A 19598-nucleotide genomic window follows, 5' to 3' on the forward strand; every position below is an offset into this window, starting at 1 on the left:
ATGACCGAAAAACTCGTCATCATCGGCAATGGCATGGCGCCCGGGCGCATGCTGGAGCATCTGCTGGAACAGGCGCCGGGCCGCTACGCCGTCACCATCTTCAACGCCGAGCCCAGGGTCAATTACGACCGCATCATGCTGTCGCCAGTGCTCTCCGGCGAGAAGGCCTATGAGGAGATCATCATCCACGGCGACGGCTGGTACATCGCCAACGACATCACCCTCTACAAGGGCCACAAGATCATAGCCATCGACCGGCAGGCGAAGACCGTCACCTCCGACCACGGCGTCACCGAGCCTTACGACAAGCTTGTCATCGCCACCGGCTCGGTGCCGTTCATCATCCCGGTGCCCGGCCACAATCTGCCGGGCGTGCTGACCTATCGCGATCTGGACGACGTTCAGGCGATGATGCTCGCCGCTCAGTCGCGCGCCAAGGCCGTCGTCATCGGCGGCGGCCTGCTCGGATTGGAGGCGGCGGCCGGCCTTAACGCGCAAGGCATGGATGTCACCGTGCTGCACGTCATGCCGACGCTGATGGAGCGCCAGCTCGATCCGGCCGCCGGCTACCTCCTGCAGCGCGCGGTGGAGCAGCGCGGCATCAAGGTCATCACCAAGGCCAACACGCAGGCAATCGCCGGCAATGGCAAGGTCGAGCAGGTGGAACTCGCCGACGGCACAATCATCCCGGCGACGCTGGTCGTCATGGCGGTGGGCATCAGGCCGAACGCCGCTCTTGCCAAGGATGCAGGCATTGCCGTCAACAGAGGCATCGTCGTCGATGCCGGCATGCGCAGCAACGACCCGGATATCTACGCACTCGGCGAATGCGCCGAGGTGGGCGGCATGGTCTACGGGCTGGTGGCACCGCTCTATGAGATGGCGCGTGTCGCCGCTCATCAGCTTGCCGGCGACGAAACCGCCGCCTTCGTCCACATGGACACGCCGACCAAGCTGAAAGTCACCGGCATCGACCTCTTCTCGCTCGGCGACTTCGCCGATGGCGACGACCGCCAGGAGATCGTGCTGCGCGACGCCTCGGCCGGCGTCTACAAGCGGCTGGTGCTCAGGGATGACCGCATCATCGGCACCGTGCTCTATGGCGAGACATCGGACGGCGCCTGGTTCAACGACCTGAAGAAGAAACAGACCGACATATCGCGGATGCGCGATACGTTGATCTTCGGCCAGTCCTACCAGGGGGGTGCCCCGCTGGACCCTATGGCGGCCGTTGCAGCCTTGCCGGATGATGCGGAAATCTGCGGCTGCAACGGCGTCTGCAAGGGGAAGATCACCGGCGCGATCACGGCCAAGGGCCTGACTTCGCTGGACGACGTGCGCGCCCACACCAAGGCGTCGGCGTCTTGCGGCTCCTGCACCGGGCTGGTCGAAAAGCTGATGGTGCTGACCCTCGGCGACACCTACAACCCGGCCGCCGTGCAGCCCATGTGCTCCTGCACCATTTTCGGCCATGACGACGTGCGCAGGCTGATCAAGGCCAAGGGGCTGAAGACCATTCCGGCGGTCATGCAGGAGCTGGAGTGGAAGACTTCCTGCGGCTGCGCCAAATGCCGGCCGGCACTTAACTACTACCTCGTCTGCGATTGGCCGGACGAGTATGCCGACGATTACCAGTCGCGCTTCATCAACGAGCGCGTTCACGCCAACATCCAGAAGGACGGCACCTATTCGGTGGTGCCGCGCATGTGGGGCGGCGTCACCAATGCGGCCGAACTGCGAGCCATCGCCGACGTCGTCGACAAATTCGAGATTCCGATGGTCAAGGTCACCGGCGGTCAGCGTATCGACATGCTGGGCATCCGCAAGGAGGACCTGCCGGCGGTGTGGGCCGACCTCGGCCAGGCCGGCTTCGTTTCCGGCCATGCCTATGCCAAGGGGCTGCGCACGGTGAAAACCTGCGTCGGTTCGGACTGGTGCCGCTTCGGCACGCAGGATTCGACGGGCCTCGGCATCCGCATCGAGAAGTTCATGTGGGGCTCGTGGACGCCGGCTAAGGTCAAGATGGCGGTGTCGGGCTGCCCGAGGAATTGCGCCGAGGCAACCTGCAAGGATGTCGGCGTCATCTGCGTCGATAGCGGCTACGAGATCCACTTCGCCGGTGCCGCCGGTCTCGACATCAAGGGCACGGAAGTGCTCGGCCTGGTCAGGACCGAGGACGAGGCGTTGGAGCATATCGTAGCGCTGACGCAGATGTACCGCGAGCAGGGCCGCTATCTCGAACGCATCTACAAATGGGCCAAGCGCATCGGCATCGCCGAAATAAAGCGTCAGATCATGGACGATGGTGAGAAGCGCAAGGCCTATTACGACCGCTTCATCTTTTCGCAGAAGTTCGCCCAGGTCGATCCATGGTCCGAGCGCGTGTCCGGCAAGGACAAGCACGAGTTTCGGCCGATGGCCTCGGTCGGATTTGCGCAGGCGGCGGAATGATGGAGATGTCGGTGCGAGGCACCCCCTGGGCGCGTTCCTATCAAGCAAAGGCAGCGCTATGAACTGGATATCTATCGGCACCGTCTCCGATATTCCCCGGCGCGGCGCGCGCTGTGTGGTCACTCCGCAAGGCAAGATCGCCGTCTTCCGCACAGCGGACGACGATATCTTCGCCATTGAGGACCACTGCCCGCACAGAGGCGGGCCGCTGAGCCAGGGCATCGTTCATGGCGCGGCCGTGACATGCCCCTTGCACAATTGGGTCATCTCGCTTGAGACGGGCAAGGCGCTTGGCGCCGACGAAGGCGCCGTGCGCACGATTCCCGTGAAGCGGGAGGGCGAGCACCTGTTCCTAGCGCTGGAAGCGCTGGCCAGCCGCGCGGCCTGAAAACATGGAGATTGATGCAGCGCGCGAGGTGAGGACCACCTGCCCTTATTGCGGGGTCGGCTGCGGCGTGCTGGCGAAGATCGCCGCGGACGGGCAGGTATCCGTCCGTGGCGATCCCGATCATCCCGCGAATTTCGGCCGGCTCTGTTCCAAGGGCTCCGCACTGGCCGAGACCATCGACCTGGACGGCCGGCTGCTCCATCCACAAATCCACGACCGGCCCGCCGGCTGGAACGAGGCGCTCGACCTCGTCGCCTCGACCTTCCAGCACACCATCGCCGAACATGGCCCCGACGCGGTCGCCTTCTACGTCTCCGGCCAGTTGCTGACCGAGGATTACTATCTCGCCAACAAGCTGATGAAGGGATTCATCGGCTCGGCCAACATCGACACCAATTCGCGGCTCTGCATGGCTTCGTCGGTTGCCGGCCATCGCCGCGCGTTTGGTTCGGACACCGTGCCGGGAACCTACGAGGATCTGGAACTGGCCGACCTGATCGTGCTGGTCGGGTCCAATCTCGCCTGGTGCCATCCCGTGCTCTATCAGCGCATCGCGGCTGCCCGGGAAAAGCGACCCGAGATGAAGATCGTGCTCGTTGATCCGCGCCGCACCATGACATCTGACATCGCAGACGTGCATCTGGCGATCGCGCCGGATGGCGACGTCGCCCTGTTCACCGGCCTGCTCGCCTGGCTCGGCCAGTACAATGCGCTCGATCGTGCCTATATCACGGCGCATACGGCCGGATTCGGACAAGCCCTGTTCGCCGCTTCGACGCTCGATCTTGCCGGCGTCGCTGCCGCCACGGGCCTCAGCGAAGACGAACTTAGCCGTTTCTACAGCCTGTTCGCCAGGACCGAAAAGACCGTCACCGTCTACAGCCAGGGCGCCAACCAGTCGTCCCAGGGTACCGACAAGGTCAATGCCATCATCAACTGCCATCTCGCCACCGGTCGCATAGGAAAACCGGGCGCCGGCCCGTTCTCGGTCACCGGCCAGCCCAACGCCATGGGCGGCCGCGAGGTCGGCGGCATGGCCAACATGCTCGCCGCCCACATGGAGATCGAAAACCCCGGGCACCGTGAACGCGTGCAGCGCTTCTGGAAGGCACCGGCGATTGCCGGAAAGCCCGGCCTCAAGGCGGTCGAGATGTTCAAGGCGGTGGCCGATGGGCGCATCAAGGCGATGTGGATCATGGCCACCAACCCGGTCGATTCCATGCCGGATGCAGGTGCAGTCGAGGCGGCGATCAAGGCCTGCCCCTTCGTCGTGGTGTCGGACGTTCTTGCCAAGACCGACACAATCCGCCACGCCCATGTCCGGCTGCCGGCCACTGCCTGGGGCGAGAAGGACGGCACGGTCACCAATTCCGAGCGCCGCATCTCGCGCCAGCGCGCGTTCTTGCCGGCCCCCGGCGAGGCGCGGCCCGACTGGTGGATCATTGCGGAAGTGGCAAGGCGGATGGGCTTTGGCGAGGCGTTTGCGCGTGAGAGCGCGGCGGGGATCTTTGCCGAGCACGCCGCGCTGTCGGGGTTCGAGAACGACGGCGAGCGGGATTTCGACATTGGCGCTTATGCTGCGATCGATGTTGAGGATTACGAAGGATTGGCTCCGTTCCATTGGCCAGCGCCGAGCCCGGGCACCCCCCTCCGGCCTGCCGAGAGGGGTGGTCACGCTCGACGTCAGTCAGAGAATGACGTTCAAGCTGACCCTCAACCGCGGAAGAATACTCAATCTGGGCACGCCCCAATCACCACCCGCTTCTTCGCCGACGGCAACTTCTACACGCCCGACCGCAAGGCCCGCTTCATCGCTCTGCGCCCAACCGTCGAAACCCGCATCACCGCCGCCTTCCCGCTCGTCCTCAACACCGGCCGTATCCGCGACCACTGGCACACCATGACGCGTACCGGCAAAAGCCCGCGCCTGTCCCAGCACATCGCCGAGCCCTTCGTCGAAATCCATCCCGAGGATGCACAGCGTTACGGCATTGGCGACGCCGACATCGCGCGCGTTTGGACTCCACGCGGCGAGGTGCTGGTCCGCGTGCTGGTGACCACGCGCCAGCGCCCGGGCAGCCTGTTCGCGCCGATGCACTGGACCGACCAGTTCGCCGCCAGGGGCCGCCTCGACACGTTGACGGCATCGCTTGCCGATCCCGTGTCGGGGCAGCCGGCGCTAAAGCATGTCGCTGCCCGCATCGAGAAATTCACCGCTGGGGCCTTCGGCTTTGCCGTGACACGCAAAAGGCCCGTGACGATGGCCGCCGACTACTGGGCGATCGCCAGGTGCCGGGGCGGCTGGCGGGTCGAGTTGGCCTTTGCCAATGACGATGCCGACTGGCCAGCCTTCGCCGGCTCGCTCTTCGATGCCGCGGATGCCGAAATGCTCGCCTACCACGACCGCGACGCCGGCCAGCACCGCATCGCCGCTTTCCAAGGCGAGCAGCTGGCGGGCGCCTTGTTCGTCGCCCCCGGTCCAGTCGCGGTGTCGCGCGGCTGGGCCGCCGAGCAGCTCGGCGAGGTTCACGCCAGCCAGCGCGAACGCTTCAGAATCGTCGCTGGCCGCGCCGGTGCCGATAGACCCGATGCCGGCGCGACCGTTTGCTCGTGCTTCAGCGTCGGGGCCAACCAGATCGTGGCCGCAGTGGCGGCCGGCTGCGCCAGCGTCGAAGCCATCGGCGCCGCGCTGAAGGCAGGCACCAATTGCGGTTCCTGCCGGTCGGAAATACGCGCGATCATAAAAACCGGTCGGGTGCAGGCGGCTGAGTGAAGGCGTCCGTCCCACCTGGCAAGTGGCACGGCCTACGAAATCGGCGAAACCCGCAAGGGCTCCAACCTGTCCAACAGCTAATTCGACCTGGCCGGGGTTCCTCATATTGGTTCATGGGAGTGAAAGATGGCGCCATGGACCAGAAACTGGAGACGCCCTTGACGACCGTTGCGCCACGCTGCGGCTGGATCTCGCCGTTCGGCTAACAATTCGGGAAGGGCTTCTCAAGCCATAGCAAACGAGACGCATAACCGTTGCCGTGGATCTGTGTCTCTGCTGGCCCTGTTCTTCGTAGTTGATCCGTCTGGACATAGATGTTGAAGACTGGAAAATGGGGAACGCAATCTCGCCATGCGAGTTGATCCAAGGCATCGGGAGATCAGTGCTGAATCTGCAAGACATAGCCGGCCATCCAGCCTTGCACCGCTACGTTCAGGAACAGTCGCAGTCCCTGATCCGCATCTATGAGGAAAGCCCGCGACTGGCTTCCATCTTTGCCACGCAGCAACGCTGGCTGTTGGGCCATGTCGGCCTTGCCATGCACTTCAGGCGCGCCCCCAACGACCGCCGCAAGGACCTGACGGTATCGCGTTTCATCGAGGTCGTGCACAAGAACGCGGTGGCCAGCCGCAACACGGCGGACGCCTTCATCAAGGAGATGCTGCACTACAACATCGCCGAGTATGTGGCTGGTGGGGACGGCCGCACGCATCCCCTGCAACCGACGGCGGCGACGATTGAGCGATTCACCGGCTGGGTTACAGCCCATCTGCGCACGCTCGACCATATCGATGGCGGCAACCGGCTGGCCAGGTTTCTTGAGCGGCCCGACATGCTTGCCACGCTGCAGCCCCTGGTGGCTGACGGCTTGCTAGCCTCAAAGCCGGTGCGCGAACCCAACCAGACCTTTTCCCTGTTCATCTGGCTCAACAATGGCGGCATCGTCATGGACTGGCTGATGTCAGGCATCAACCCTGACCATGCCGGGCTAGAGCGAATTCCGACCGGCGTGGTTTCGATCGGCGACTTCGCCAAATGGCTCAAGCTGTCGCGGACCCATCTCGGCCGTAAACTGCGCACGGCGGAGGAACTCGGCAGCATTGGCTGGCTTGGTCAGCGCGGCAATTCGGTGATGTGGGTGTCGCACGGATTCTATGACGAATACATGATCGTCCAGGCCGCCAAGCTGGCCGTCGTCGACAGCGCCTTCGCAGCGTGTTTTTCCACCGACCGCCGAGTCCCGCCACCTCCCAACTTGTGAAGGTGATACAGGCTTATTTAAAGCGTCGAATCGCGCGGGCGCGGCGCTGGTCAGACTGGTTGCGCCTCTTCGGCGCATCTCGGCACCATGTGAAAGATGTTCGGGTGCGCAAAGACACCCGAACCGGGCCGGCGTTCTCAATCGATGTCGAACGAGACGCCCTGTGCAAGCGGCAGCGCCTTGGAATAATTCACGGTGTTGGTGGCGCGCCGCATATAGGCTTTCCACGCATCGGAGCCGCTCTCGCGGCCGCCACCGGTTTCCTTTTCCCCACCGAAAGCGCCCCCGATCTCGGCGCCGGAAGTACCGATATTGACGTTGGCAATGCCGCAATCCGAACCGTCGACACCGAGGAAGCGCTCGGATTCCTGCAGGTCGCGGGTGAAGATCGACGACGACAGGCCGGCGCCGACCGCATTGTGCTCGTCGAGCACAGCGTCGAAATCGGAATACTTCATCACATAGAGGATCGGCGCGAAGGTCTCTTCCGTCACCGGTGCAACCTGCTTCGGCATTTCGACTAGTGCCGGGTGCACATAATAGGCATCGGGATGACCGTTCTCGACTCGGCTGCCGCCAGTCACCTTGCCCCCATGCGCGGCCGCTTCCGTCAGCGCCTTCTGCATGGCATCGAAGGCGGCCTTGTCGATCAGCGGACCGACCAGTGACGAGGTCTCCAGCGGATTGCCGACCGAGACACTCTGATAAGCCTTCTTCAGCCGCGGCACCAAGGCATCATAGACGCTGTCATGGACGAACAGGCGGCGCAGCGTCGTGCAGCGCTGGCCCGCGGTGCCCATGGCGCCGAAAGCGATGGCGCGCAGCGCCATGTCGAGATCGGCCGTCGGGCAGACGATGCCGGCATTGTTGCCGCCCAGTTCCAGCACGGCGCGGGCGAAACGCTTGGCCAGGCGCGGACCGACATCCCGGCCCATACGCGTCGAACCGGTGGCCGAAACCAGCGGCACCCTGGGATGGTCAACCAGGATTTCGCCGACCGCACGGTCGCCGATCAGAACCGGTGCCAGGCCTTGCGGTGCGTCGGTACCGAAGCGCTTGACCGCACGCTTGAAGATCGCCTCGCAGGCAAGCGCGGTCAGCGGCGTCTTCTCCGACGGCTTCCATACCACTGCATCGCCGCAAACCAGCGCAAGTGCTGCGTTCCACGACCACACCGCGACCGGGAAGTTGAATGCGGAGATGACACCGACGACGCCAAGCGGATGCCAGGTTTCCATCATGCGGTGGCCCGGGCGCTCGGTGGCGATGGTCAGGCCGTACAATTGCCGGGACAGACCAACGGCGAAATCGCAGATGTCGATCATCTCCTGCACTTCGCCGAGCCCTTCGGACGGGATCTTGCCGACCTCGATCGACACCAGCCGGCCAAGCTCGGTCTTGTGCTTGCGCAGTTCCTCGCCCAGCAGCCGCACCAGTTCGCCGCGCTTGGGACCCGGCACCAGCCGCCAGGACTGGAACGCCTTGTGGGCTGCATCGATGGTCTTTGCCGCGTCGGCCGGCGAGATCGTCTTCAGCGCCGCGATCGGCTCACCCGTCACCGGACTGCGCACGACCAGGTCGCCGCCGTCAAGCGCCTCCTTGGCCACGCCCAGTTTCGCCAGAAGCTCGGCCGTTTCCTTCGCTATCGTCATTTCTGTCCCTTTCAGAATCCCGCCGCTCGTAGGGCGCGGCTCAACGCCTTGCCATGCCTTCCGGCGCCGTCACGGCTGGAAGGGGCTGTCATGGCGTGCCATTACCTGTTTCAGGGGGAAATCGCCACCCCGGCATGGTCCAAGCCCGGGCTGCACGATTGAGCCAGGCGGACGCTTGAGCAGAACGGGCGTAGGGGCTCAGTTTGCCTTTTTCGCCGGCGTGCGTACGGCGCCGTCCTTGATCAGACGGTCGATATGCATACGGATATGGGCTGCTTCCGCCGCCGTGTTGGCGAGCGCGATGGCGCGGTCGAAGGCAATGCGTGCCTCCTCGCCCCGGTCGAGTTGCATCAACAGCCCGCCTTTGAGGCCGAAGAAATGGAAATAGCCCGAAAGCCTCTGCTCGAGCGGCTCGATCATCGCCAGGGCCGCTTCCGGTCCGCGCACCTTGGCGACCGCGACCGCACGGTTGAGCGTGATGACCGGCGACGGCTGCATCTGCTCGAGCAGGCCGTAGAGCAGGTCGATCTCCACCCAGTCGGTGTCCTCGGCTTTCTCGGCCCGCGCGTGGAGCGCTGCGATCGCCGCCTGGACTTGATAGGGACCTGGCTTGCGATGGCGCAGCGCCTTGTCGACGAGCGCCAGCCCTTCGTCGATCATCTTGCGGCTCCACAGGCTTCGATCCTGGTCCTCGAGCAGCACGATCTCGCCGTCATTGTCAAAACGTGCCGGTGCGCGTGCGTGCTGCAGCAGAAGCAGCGCCGTCAGCCCCATGATCTCCGGCTCGGTCTGGAACAGCCGCAGCAGCAGCCGGGCAAGCCGGATCGCTTCCTCGCACAATGGCGCGCGAGCCGGCGCCTCGCCGCTGTTGGTCGAATAGCCCTCGTTGAAGATCAGGTAGACCATGGACGCGACCGCCGCGAGCCGCTCGGAGCGCTCGATCGCGCCCGGCGTCTCGAACGGGACGCCGGCGTCCGCGATGCGCGCCTTGGCGCGGGTGATGCGCTGCTCCATCGCGCTCTCGCCGACCAGGAAGGCGCGCGCGATCTGCTTGACGGTGAGGCCGGAGACGACGCGCAGCGCCACCGCGACCTGCTGCGTTGCGGGCAAATCAGGGTGACAGCAGATGAACAGCAGCCGCAATATGTCGTCGCGATAATGCGCTCCGTCCAGCCTCTCGGCGATGTCGCTTTCGGCGTCCTCCAGATCGGAAACTTGGTCCTCTTCCGGCATCGGCGCCTGCTTGGCACGCTTGCGCACCGCGTCGATGCCGCTGTTGCGGCCGACGAATATCAACCAGGCCGCCGGATCGCGAGGCGGCCCGTTCTGCGGCCAGTTCTTCAGCGCCTTGAGGCAGGCATCCTGGAAAGCTTCCTCCGCCGTGTCGAGATCGCGGAAATAGCGCAGCAGCGCGCCCATCGCCTGTGGGCGGGCAGCGCTGATCGCGGAGCTTATCCAGGCGAGTTCGGTCATGCCGGAACCCTGGTCGGATTGAACACCGATACCGGGCGGATTTCGTAGGAACCGCCGCTTGGGTTGACCTCGGAGAGTTCGCGGGCGAATTCGACGGCCTCGTCGAGGTCGGCGCAATCGAGCGTGTAGAAACCGAGGAACTGTTCCTTGGTCTCGGCGAACGGCCCGTCGATGACCAGCGATTCACCTTTCACTTTCCGCAGCGTCGTTGCCGCCGTCGTCGGCAAAAGCCGCGCCACGGGCCCAAGCCGGCCGGCGTTGGCATACTTCTCCTGAACGCCGAGCAGGTCGGCCATGACCTTGTCGTCCTGTTCCTTGCTCCAGGAACAGACGACGTCTTCGCAGGCGTAGCAGAGGATGGCATAGAGCATGGGCGGTCCTTTCTGTAGCAAAGGACGAAACAGTAGGGCCGATCCCGACATGGCGTCGATAAAAAAATCGAGACGTCTCGGATTCAGCGGCCGCTGATTGCCGCCGATCGGTCCTCCTGCGTTTTCAACCATCTCAACACGAGCGCTTCCTCGTCATCAAGGCCTTCGATGGACCGCTTGCGCTTGTTGGCTTCCGCCATTTCGGCAAGCAGTCGTCCTTCGCCCCATGCCTCGAAGACCCGCGGATGGATATAGCATTTGCGGCAGACCGCGCGCGTATTGCCCAGCCGTTCGGCCACCTTGTCGATGAGGTTGTTCATCACCCGTTTTTGCTGTGCCTGGCTCTCAGGCAGTTCCGTCTGCGCAAACAGGGACGCGGCGTGGATGGTGCCGCCCCATGTGCGGAAGTGCTTCGAACTGAACGCGTCGCCGACCGCTTGGCGGATATAGTGGTTCACGTCATCGGAGCGGACAGGGCGTCTGTTGCCGTCCTCGTCGAGATACTGGAACAGTTTTTGGCCCGGCAGGTCCTGCGCGCTCCGAACAATCCCCGCGATCCGGCGGTCAACCAGCTTCAATCTCCATTCCTTGCCGGACTTGCCCTTGAAGGCGAAGCGCAGGCTCGATCCCTTGATATCGACATGCCGGTCCCGCAATGTCGTCAGGCCGAAGCTCTTGTTGTCGCGAGCATAGGCTGCATTGCCGACGCGGATCATCGTGTTGTCGAGCAGCCAGACCACCGCGGCGGCGACGCGTTCGAGCGGCAGGCCGTGACGGCGCAGGTCGCTGTCGATCCTGCGCCGAAGGTCCGGCAGGCTTTCGGCGAAAGCCACCAAGCTCGAATATTTGGCGCCGTCGCGCTCCTCGGCCCATTGCGGATGATAGCGATACTGCTTGCGCCCCCGCTGATCCCTTCCGGTCGCCTGGATATGCCCGTTCGGATCGGGCGAAATCCAGACATCGGTCCAGGCCGGCGGAATGACGATCGCCGCGATGCGCGCTCTGTCGGCACCGGAGACCGCTTTCCCGTCCGCTAGCTTGTAAGCGAATCCCTTGCCTGCCTTCAGCCGACGGATGCCGGGCTCGGCATCGCTGACATAGGTCAGCGCGGCACCCCTGGCGGAAATCTGTGCTCCATTCTTGGCTACGCTATCAGCATCGGCCAATCGGCTGCGCGACGATCCGGTTCTCTGCAGCATGTAAGCTCCACACGAAATATGCGTAGATAAGCTGCGGGTTGACCGCCGGTTCCACACCCGTCTGGAAAGAAGGCAATCCCCGTGGCGGCGGTCAGGCCTACAATGCGCGCTGCATCTGTGTCGGCGGAAGGGATAGCCGGCGGCGCGCCGCGAGCTTGAATTTGTAGCGCAGGCATCGCCAAGCTTCCGAGCGCCGCTTCGGCGCCGCCGAGGCTATTGCGAGAAAGCGCGCGGCCATGTCCAGGTCGCCCCGCGCATAATGGACACGGGCGATCTTGAGCGCGACGAGGCCCTCCCTGGCTTTCAGTGCCGAAATCGGGATGCCGCAATCGGTGAGCGTACGCAGCTCCCGGCGCCAGTCCAGGAAGCGCCGCACCGGGTCGACCGTGAAGCGATCGTCCGAGCGCTCCGCTGAAACTTCGTAGATCATGACGGGGCGGTGAACCATGACCAGCGACGCCTTGCTCATCAGCCGCGCCCAGAACAGCGTGTCCTCATCGAAGGCGAGCCCGACGGGGAACCGGGTCTCGCCGATGAGACGCCGGGAAGCCAGCACGCTGCCCACCGCCACCGAGCGTATATCCCCTTTCACGTAGGCCGAGGCGTTGGTGAGGCAGGCCGCGGTATAGCCGTTTGGCACCTTGATCTGCCGGTCCTGGCCGTTCACCCTGCGCCGGAAGGCGCCGACGATCATGTCGGCCTTGGGCTGGGTTTCCGCCTGCGACAGCAAGGAGCTTAAGCCGCCCTGCAGGTGCAGGTCGTCGGCGTCGATCAGGTAGACCCACGGATGGGCTGCCTCGTCGAGCGCCAGGTTGCGGGCGCCGCCGGCGTCGCGGCAACTGGCGGGCAGCACGCGCAAAGGCAGGGATGATTGCGCCGCGGCCTGCCGCGCCGCATCGGCCGTGCCATCGGTCGATTGGTCGTCGACCAGCAGGACCTCGCCGATAAACCCGGCCTCTCCGCCAAGCGACGCCAGCGTTTTAGCGATCGTTGCCGCCGCATTGTAGGCGGGTATGACGACGCTGACGGTTTTCAATGACAAACCTCATGCCTGTGCGGCAGCCTAGACTATTCTCCGTTAAGACGAATACAGACTAAGGACTTACAGGAAAAGTGTGAAACGGCTTTTCCCGCCGGAATTGCGCGCAATCAAAGACTTGGATCGGCTCGCCTTTTCCGTGAACCGGTGAACTGCTCTACTGGCCGTATCGATCTTTGAGAAGTCTGCCCCATCCTTGTGGGAACTCGCAGCGCCGGGCAAGTTAATGCGCCCCGTTTCACGCTTTTTCGAGCACGACCGGGATGACGTCGACAGCCTGGTCGCCGACCTGTCCGCCAGTCGTCTTCAGCACGCCGACGATGGGCGCCACATCCGAATAGTCGCGCCCGCAACCAACGGTGATATGGTCGTTGGAGGCCCGCATGCCATTGGTCGGATCGAACTCCTGCCAGCCGGCATCACGCCCGCACCAGACCTTGACCCAGGCATGCATGGCATCCGCGCCTTCGAGCCGGGGCTTGCCTTTGGGCGGAATGGTGCGCAGGAAGCCGCTGACATAGCCGGCCGGAATGCCGAGCCCGCGTAAGCCGGCGATCATGATGTGGGAGAAATCCTGACAGACGCCCCGCTTCAGCTGGAAGGCGTCGCTGGCCCGGGTCCGCACCGTGGTCGCCTCGTCATCGTATGTGAAATCGCGATGGATGCGATTGCACAGGTTCATCGCCGTCCCCGCGGCCGAGATTCCGATGCTGTCTTGCGCGAATGCGGTGATCGCCGCATCGATGCCCGCATGGCTGCTGGCGGCCAGGAAATGGTGCGGCGAGGCAGGCGCAAGCGACCGCACGGCGGCCAGATCCTGTCGAAGGCGGCCGAGATCCGGCGACACGTCGAGCCCCGGCTCGGGCCGCGCCACCGACACACGCGCGCTCATCCTGATGTCGAGCGTGTCATGGGCGTCGCGAAAAGCGATCGAAGTGACATTGTTGCCGAAGAAATCGGAAAAATCCGACCTTTCGTTGGGTGCGGGTGAAAAAGAAAGCGAAGCGGCGATGACACGCTGCACACCGTCAATGGTCGACGGCAGCACGCGCACCTGATGCCGTCCGCCACCAGCCGCGGCAGCATAGTCGTAGTGGAGCAGAAGCCTGATGTCGTACAGCATGGCCATCTCTTTCTAGCCGAAATAGGCTTTGGCGAGGCTGCTGTAGAGCCCGCCTATTTCGCCCGCGAGATCGTTCAACGCCTTCACCGTCATGTCTGCCGGCTCCTTGATGGCGATGGACGTGTTGAGCTGCAGGATTTCCTTGGCTGCCGCCGACATGTGCCCCTCGCCGCCGGTTGCCGGCAATAGCCCTATCTCGGCTTTCAGCCGTTCCAATTGGAACAGGATGGAGCGTGGATTGAGTGGATCGAGCGCCAGGAGGTCGATCACCGTGCGCCGGCCGGCCTGCACCGGATATTGCCGTCGATGGGTCATCACGCTGTCGCCGATCTCCAGCATCATGTCCAGCGCCCCGTCCGGCGCCTTGCTGCTGGTCAGTCGGGCCAGCGTGCTGGCGATCTGGATGCCGCGCTCCAGCCGCCGGCCGATCTCGAGGAACCGCCAGCCAGCGAAGCGGTACATGTTCTCATGCAAAAGGCCTGAGAATCCGGCCAGCTTGCGCAGGATCACGGTCATCGCCCGCGTCGCATCGTCGCCGGGCGCCACGGTGGTGGCGAACTGATGGATCGTTTTTGACAAATCCTTGAGCGCCAGCCAGCCATCCGGCGAGAAACGATCGCGGATCTGGCCGGCGCTGTAGACCGCGCTGTCGAGCGTGCCGATCAGCCCTGGCGGGATTGCCGTTTCGACATCGATGCCGAACGGTTCGAGATAATCCCTGATATCGGCCAGCAGCGGCATGTCCGGATCGGACGTTTCGGCGAGCCGCACGTGATAGGCGCGCAGGATACGCACCGTGTCTTCCGAGCGTTCGATGTAGCGGCCGAGCCAGGTCAGGTTTTCCGCCGCGCGGCTGGGCAGGCTGCCGGGCATGGTACGGTTGAAGCTGTCGCTCTCCTGCGGCAGCAGCGTCTCGCGCTCCACGGGTCTGTCGCTGACCACCCAGACATCAGCCGCCTGGCCGCCGCGCTGCATGGCGATCGCCGTTGGGTCGAGCGACAGGCCAACGCGCGCAAACCCGCCCGGCATCACCGTCCAGCCCTCGGGCGTACGCGCCAGGTAGACGCGTAGGCTCGCCGGCCGCGGTTCCAGCCAGCCGCCGACATAGACCGGCGTCGTCGAAAGCGTCACCGCCTCCTGGCCGACGAAGGCCTTGCCGTCGCGTTCGATGCGCGCCACCAGTTCCGCCCGCTCACCGACCGAGAGAGCCGAGCCGAGCTTCGTCTGTCCGTCATCTTCGAAGGCAAGTCTTGTCGACAGCGCCGGGCCGACCACCATGCGGTCGATATTGGCGAGCACGTGGGCGCGCTCCGTCTCCTGTCCGCACCACCATGTCGCCACACTGGGCAAAAGCAGCTCCTCGCCCCACAATTCGCGCGCGATCTTGGGCAGAAAGGCGAGCAGCGCGCGCGTCTCCATCAGGCCCGAGCCCAGCGCATTGACGGTGGACACCGTGCCTTGGCGGATCGCCTCGACCAGGCCCGGCGTACCGATCTGCGAATCCGGGCGCAGCTCGAGCGGATCGGCGAACGCGGCATCGAGCCGCCGCCACAGCACGCTGATCGGCATCAGACCGGACACCGTCCGCACCATCAGCTTGCCGCCGGAAACGGTCAGGTCCTCGCCTTCGAGCAGCATGATGCCGAGGTAGCGGGCGATATAGGCGTGTTCGTAATAGGTCTCGTTGAGTGGCCCCGGGGTCAGGATGGCGACGCGCCCGTCGCTCTCCTTTGCCATGCCGATCAGCGCATCGCGAAAGCGTCGGAAGAAGCCGGCGAGCCGGTGCACATGCATCTCGCCATAGATGTCGGACAAAGCGCGCGTGGTGGCGACCCGGTTTTCCAGCGCGAAGCCGGCGCCCGAAGGCGCCTGGGTGCGGTCGCCCAGCACCCACCAGCGGCCGTCCGGACCGCGGCCGAGTTCGAAGGCGCAGAAGTGCAGGAAATGCCCTCCGGCCGGCCTGGTGCCGACCAGGGGCCGCAAATATTCAGGGCTCGCCGCGATCAGTCCTGCTGGCAGGATGCCTTTTTCGACCAGCCGGTTCGGCCCGTGGATATCGGCAACAATTTCCTCGAACAGTTCGGCGCGCTGCACCAAGCCGGCGCTGACCGCCTGCCACTCGCTGTCCTCGATGAGCACGGGGATATGCGCCAGCGGCCATTCCCGCTCGTTGGCGCCCGCCTTGTCGTAGACGCGGTAGTAGACACCCGCATCGCGCAGATACTGGTCGGCGCGGGCGAAGCGCTGGCCGAGCTTCTCGGCCCCGAGTTCGTCCAGCGCTTCGACAAAATGCTTCCAGACCGGACGGGGATTACCTGACGCGTCGACCATCTCGTCGACGACGCCGTCGATCGGCTGGTAGTGCTCCAGCAGGCTACGGGCCTGCGGCTTGCCGCGCACCCTTTTGTGATTCCCCTTTGCCATGTCAGATCACAGTCTTGGTGGACGCCTGAGGTCAAGGGTCATCGGGAAATCTTCCGCCGGCTGTTCCTCGCGCAACACATAGCCGGAAGGTGTGTGGCCGCGCGGTTCGAAGCGGGCGAGCCGCCGTGCCTCCGCCTCGTTGCCGTTGACCGGGAAAGTGTCGTAGCTGCGCCCGCCGGGATGCGCGACATGGTAGACGCAGCCGCCGACCGCCCGGCCGGACCAGCGGTCATACATATCGAACACCAGCGGCGTGTTGACCGGAAGGGCCGGATGCAGGCCCGAGGCCGGCTGCCAGGCCTTGAAGCGCACGCCAGCCACCGCGACCTCTCTGTTGTCGGTAACCCTCATCGGCACGATACGACCGTTGCAGACGATCGCATGGCGCTCCGGATTGAGGCCTTCGGTCCTGACCTGCAGCCGTTCGACCGAGGAATCGACGAAGCGCACGGTGCCGCCGATCGCGCCCTGCTCGCCCATCACGTGCCACGGTTCCAGTGCCTGCCGCAGTTCCAGTTTGATGCCGGCATGCTGCACCTCGCCGCAGAAGGGAAAGCGGAACTCGAGCTGGGCATCGAACCATTCGGGCCGGAATTCGAACCCATTGAGCTTGAGGTCGTCGAGCACGTCGAGAAAGTCCGCCCAGACATAATGCGGCAGCATGAAGCGGTCATGGAGCGAGGTGCCCCAACGCGCGAAGCGCCCGTCGAGCGGAGTTTTCCACGCGCGGGCAATGATGGCCCGCACCAGCAATTGCTGCGCCAGGGACATGCGCGCATTGGGCGGCATCTCGAATCCGCGGAATTCGACAAGGCCAAGCCGGCCGGTTGGACCATCCGGGGAAAACAGCTTGTCGATGCAGATTTCCGAGCGATGCGTATTGCCGGTGACATCGGTCAACAGGTTGCGGAACAACCGGTCGACCAGCCACGGCAAGGGTGCGGCACCTTGTTCGGGATGCGGCACCTGCGCCATCGCGATTTCGAGCTCGTAGAGCGAATCGTGCCGCGCCTCGTCGAAGCGCGGCGCCTGGCTGGTCGGGCCGATGAACAGGCCGGAGAACAGATAGGACAGCGAGGGATGCCGCTGCCATTGCAGCACCAGGCTCTTCAGCAGGTCGGGCCGGCGCAGGAACGGGCTGTCATTGGGCGTCGCGCCGCCGACGACGACATGGTTGCCGCCTCCGGTACCGGTGTGGCGGCCGTCGATCATGAACTTGTCGGCGCCAAGCCGCGTCTGCCGCGCTTCCTCGTAGATTGCCGTTGTGGTGGCCACGCAATCTCGCCAGTTGGAAGCTGGGTGGATGTTGACCTCGATGACGCCGGGATCGGGTGCCACGCGGATGACGTTGAGGCGCGGGTCATGCGGCGGACCGTAGCCCTCGATGTGCACGGGAACGCCAATCGCCTTTGCCGCGTTCTCGGCGGCGGCGACGAGTTCGAGATAATCCTCGAGCGCCTCGACCGGCGGCATGAACACGCACAGCCGCCCGTCGCGCGGTTCGACCGAAAGTGCCGTGCGCACCGCGCCACCAATCTCGGTGATCTCCTGCTCGACGCGATCCTGCTGGCCGCTCGTCGCCGTGAACGAAGCTGCGTGCTGGCGGCGGGCCATTTCGTCGGCGCCTTCGAGTTCCGCCGGAGCGGCCGCTGGCAAGATCGCTTCGCGCACGGGCAGCGGGTCACGCGGCAGTGACGGATCGACGGGCACGATGTAGGGGAACTGCGCCGGCGGCACATAGGGCAGCGTGCCCAGCGGCAGGCGATAGCCGACCGGTGAATCGCCGGGCACTAGGAACAGACGGCCGCGCCGCGTCGTCCATTTTTCCGAACGCCAGCGCGGATCCGACGCCTGGCTGTTCCAGCGCTGCACCGGCAGCACATAGCCGGACGGCTTGGTCAGCCCGCGCTCGAACACTCTCGCCATGCGGCTGCGTTCCTCCGGATCTTCGAGCTTCGAATTGGCCGGGTCGACATTCTCGGGCAGCTTGCCTTCCTTGAGCAGCCATTCGGCTGGATCCTCATAGGCTTCGCTGACCATGGACGTGTCGATGCCGAGTTCGCCGGCGATCGCCGTCAGCAGGCTTTCGGCTTGTTTCGGCCCGATATCAGCCGAACTATCTTCCCGCGCGATCAGCGACGGGTCGCTCCACACCGGCTCTCCGTCGGCGCGCCAAAAGAGCGAAAACGTCCAGCGCGGCAGGCTTTCACCGGGATACCATTTGCCTTGGCCGTAGTGGAGGAAACCACCTGGCGCGAAACGTTCGCGCAGTTTTCTGATCAGCGCGTCGGCCTTTTCGCGCTTGGTTGGCCCAACGGCGGCGGTGTTCCATTCGGCGGCCTCGAAATCGTCTATCGAGACGAAGGTCGGCTCGCCCCCCATGGTCAGCCGCACATCCCCGGCCGCGAGCGCGGCATCGACCTTGTTGCCGAGCGCGTCGAGCGCCTGCCAGCTCTCGTCGGAGAAAGGCTTGGTGATGCGCGGATGCTCGGCGATGCGGTCGACCCGCATCTCGAAGCCGAACTCGACATTGGCGAAGCTCCCCATGCCGGAAATAGGTGCGGCATTGCGGAAATGCGGTGTGGCGGCCAGCGGCACATGGCTTTCGCCGGTGAGCAGGCCCGAGGTCGGGTCGAAGCCGATCCAGCCGGCACCAGGAAGATAGACCTCGCACCAGGCATGCAGGTCGGTGAAATCGACCGCTGTGCCGGCCGGCCCATCCAGCGCGACAAGGTCGGGCCTGAGCTGGATCAGATAGCCCGAGACGAAGCGCGCGGCGATGCCGAGATTGCGCAGGATCTGCACCAAGAGCCAGCTCGAATCGCGGCACGAGCCCTTGGCGGCCGCCAGCGTTTCCTCCGGCGAGAACACGCCGGTCTCCATGCGCACGATATAGGCGATCTCGCGCTGCAAGCGCGCATTGAGATCGACGAGGAAATTGACCGTGTTGGGCGCGCTGCGGTCGACGGTTTTCAGAAACGCCTGGAGCAGCGGCCCGGCCGGCTCCGGCGTCCGGTAGATAGTGAGATCGTCGCGGATCTCCTCGGGATAGTCGAACGGGAACGCCTCGGCCGACGGTTCGACAAAGAAGTCGAACGGATTGTAGACGGTCATGTCGGCGACGAGGTCGACCTCGATCTTCAGCTCCGTCACCGGCTCGGGAAAGACGAAACGGGCGAGGAAGTTGCCGTAAGGATCCTGCTGCAAATTGACGAAGTGGTTCGCCGGCTCCACCTTCAGCGAATGGCTCAACACCTTGGTGCGGGAATGCGGTGCAGGCTGCAGCCTGATGATTTGGGGGCCGAGAACCACCGGCCGGTCGTATTTATAGTGGGTCAGGTGGTAGACGGCTGCCAGAATTGCCATGGGGCCCCGGAGATCGGCGTTTCATCAGCCGAACCCTGACACATCTGGCCGCCATTCTCCAAGCGGATGTTGCGGTGC

General features: G+C 64.5%; 12 protein-coding genes. 4 read left to right on the forward strand and 8 right to left on the reverse strand.

Annotation, left to right across the window (positions count from 1 at the left end; translation table 11 throughout):
* From nirB to ACVWWD_RS02075, 4 genes are all read left to right on the forward strand, one after another.
* Window positions 1–2451, forward strand: coding sequence for a nitrite reductase large subunit NirB (nirB, locus tag ACVWWD_RS02060; RefSeq protein WP_352547755.1), 2451 nt, complete (start codon window positions 1–3; stop codon window positions 2449–2451).
* Between the two features lie 58 nt (window positions 2452–2509).
* Entirely contained in the window at window positions 2510–2839 is a 330-nt protein-coding gene (gene nirD, locus ACVWWD_RS02065; protein ID WP_352547757.1) for a nitrite reductase small subunit NirD, read from the forward strand.
* A gap of 4 nt (window positions 2840–2843) precedes the next feature.
* On the forward strand, window positions 2844–5612 hold the full coding sequence (locus tag ACVWWD_RS02070) for a nitrate reductase (RefSeq protein WP_457102889.1): 2769 nt from the start codon (window positions 2844–2846) through the stop codon (window positions 5610–5612).
* A gap of 331 nt (window positions 5613–5943) precedes the next feature.
* Window positions 5944–6873, forward strand: a complete 930-nt coding sequence (locus ACVWWD_RS02075) for a hypothetical protein (RefSeq protein WP_352547761.1) — start codon at window positions 5944–5946, stop codon at window positions 6871–6873.
* A 137-nt stretch (window positions 6874–7010) separates the two neighbouring features.
* Here the strand turns inward: ACVWWD_RS02075 and amaB are convergent, their stop codons facing one another.
* The 8 genes from amaB to ACVWWD_RS02115 form a co-directional block, all read right to left on the reverse strand.
* Window positions 7011–8525 carry an L-piperidine-6-carboxylate dehydrogenase gene (gene amaB / locus ACVWWD_RS02080; protein WP_352547763.1) on the reverse strand — a complete coding sequence of 505 codons (1515 nt, stop codon included), beginning with the start codon at window positions 8523–8525 and terminating at the stop codon, window positions 7011–7013.
* A gap of 198 nt (window positions 8526–8723) precedes the next feature.
* Complete coding sequence (locus ACVWWD_RS02085) at window positions 8724–9998, reverse strand: RNA polymerase sigma factor (RefSeq protein WP_352547765.1); 1275 nt, start codon at window positions 9996–9998, stop codon at window positions 8724–8726.
* Window positions 9995–10369, reverse strand: coding sequence for a YciI family protein (locus ACVWWD_RS02090; RefSeq protein ID WP_023770418.1), 375 nt, complete (start codon window positions 10367–10369; stop codon window positions 9995–9997). Before ACVWWD_RS02090 ends, ACVWWD_RS02085 begins: the two co-directional genes overlap by 4 nt.
* Window positions 10370–10452: 83 nt before the next feature.
* Window positions 10453–11568: a DNA topoisomerase IB gene (locus ACVWWD_RS02095; protein ID WP_352547768.1), complete on the reverse strand. Its 1116-nt coding sequence runs from the start codon at window positions 11566–11568 to the stop codon at window positions 10453–10455.
* A gap of 97 nt (window positions 11569–11665) precedes the next feature.
* The gene (locus ACVWWD_RS02100) at window positions 11666–12604 is read right to left on the reverse strand and encodes a glycosyltransferase family 2 protein (protein WP_023770420.1); all 939 of its coding nucleotides are present in this window, start codon (window positions 12602–12604) and stop codon (window positions 11666–11668) included.
* A gap of 241 nt (window positions 12605–12845) precedes the next feature.
* Entirely contained in the window at window positions 12846–13730 is an 885-nt protein-coding gene (locus ACVWWD_RS02105; protein WP_023770421.1) for a transglutaminase family protein, read from the reverse strand.
* A 12-nt stretch (window positions 13731–13742) separates the two neighbouring features.
* Entirely contained in the window at window positions 13743–16154 is a 2412-nt protein-coding gene (locus ACVWWD_RS02110) for a circularly permuted type 2 ATP-grasp protein (RefSeq protein ID WP_023770422.1), read from the reverse strand.
* Window positions 16155–16160: 6 nt separating this feature from the next.
* Window positions 16161–19520, reverse strand: a complete 3360-nt coding sequence (locus tag ACVWWD_RS02115; protein WP_352547771.1) for a transglutaminase family protein — start codon at window positions 19518–19520, stop codon at window positions 16161–16163.
* Window positions 19521–19598: the final 78 nt, after the last annotated feature.

The organism is Mesorhizobium sp. URHB0026 (assembly GCF_054059755.1).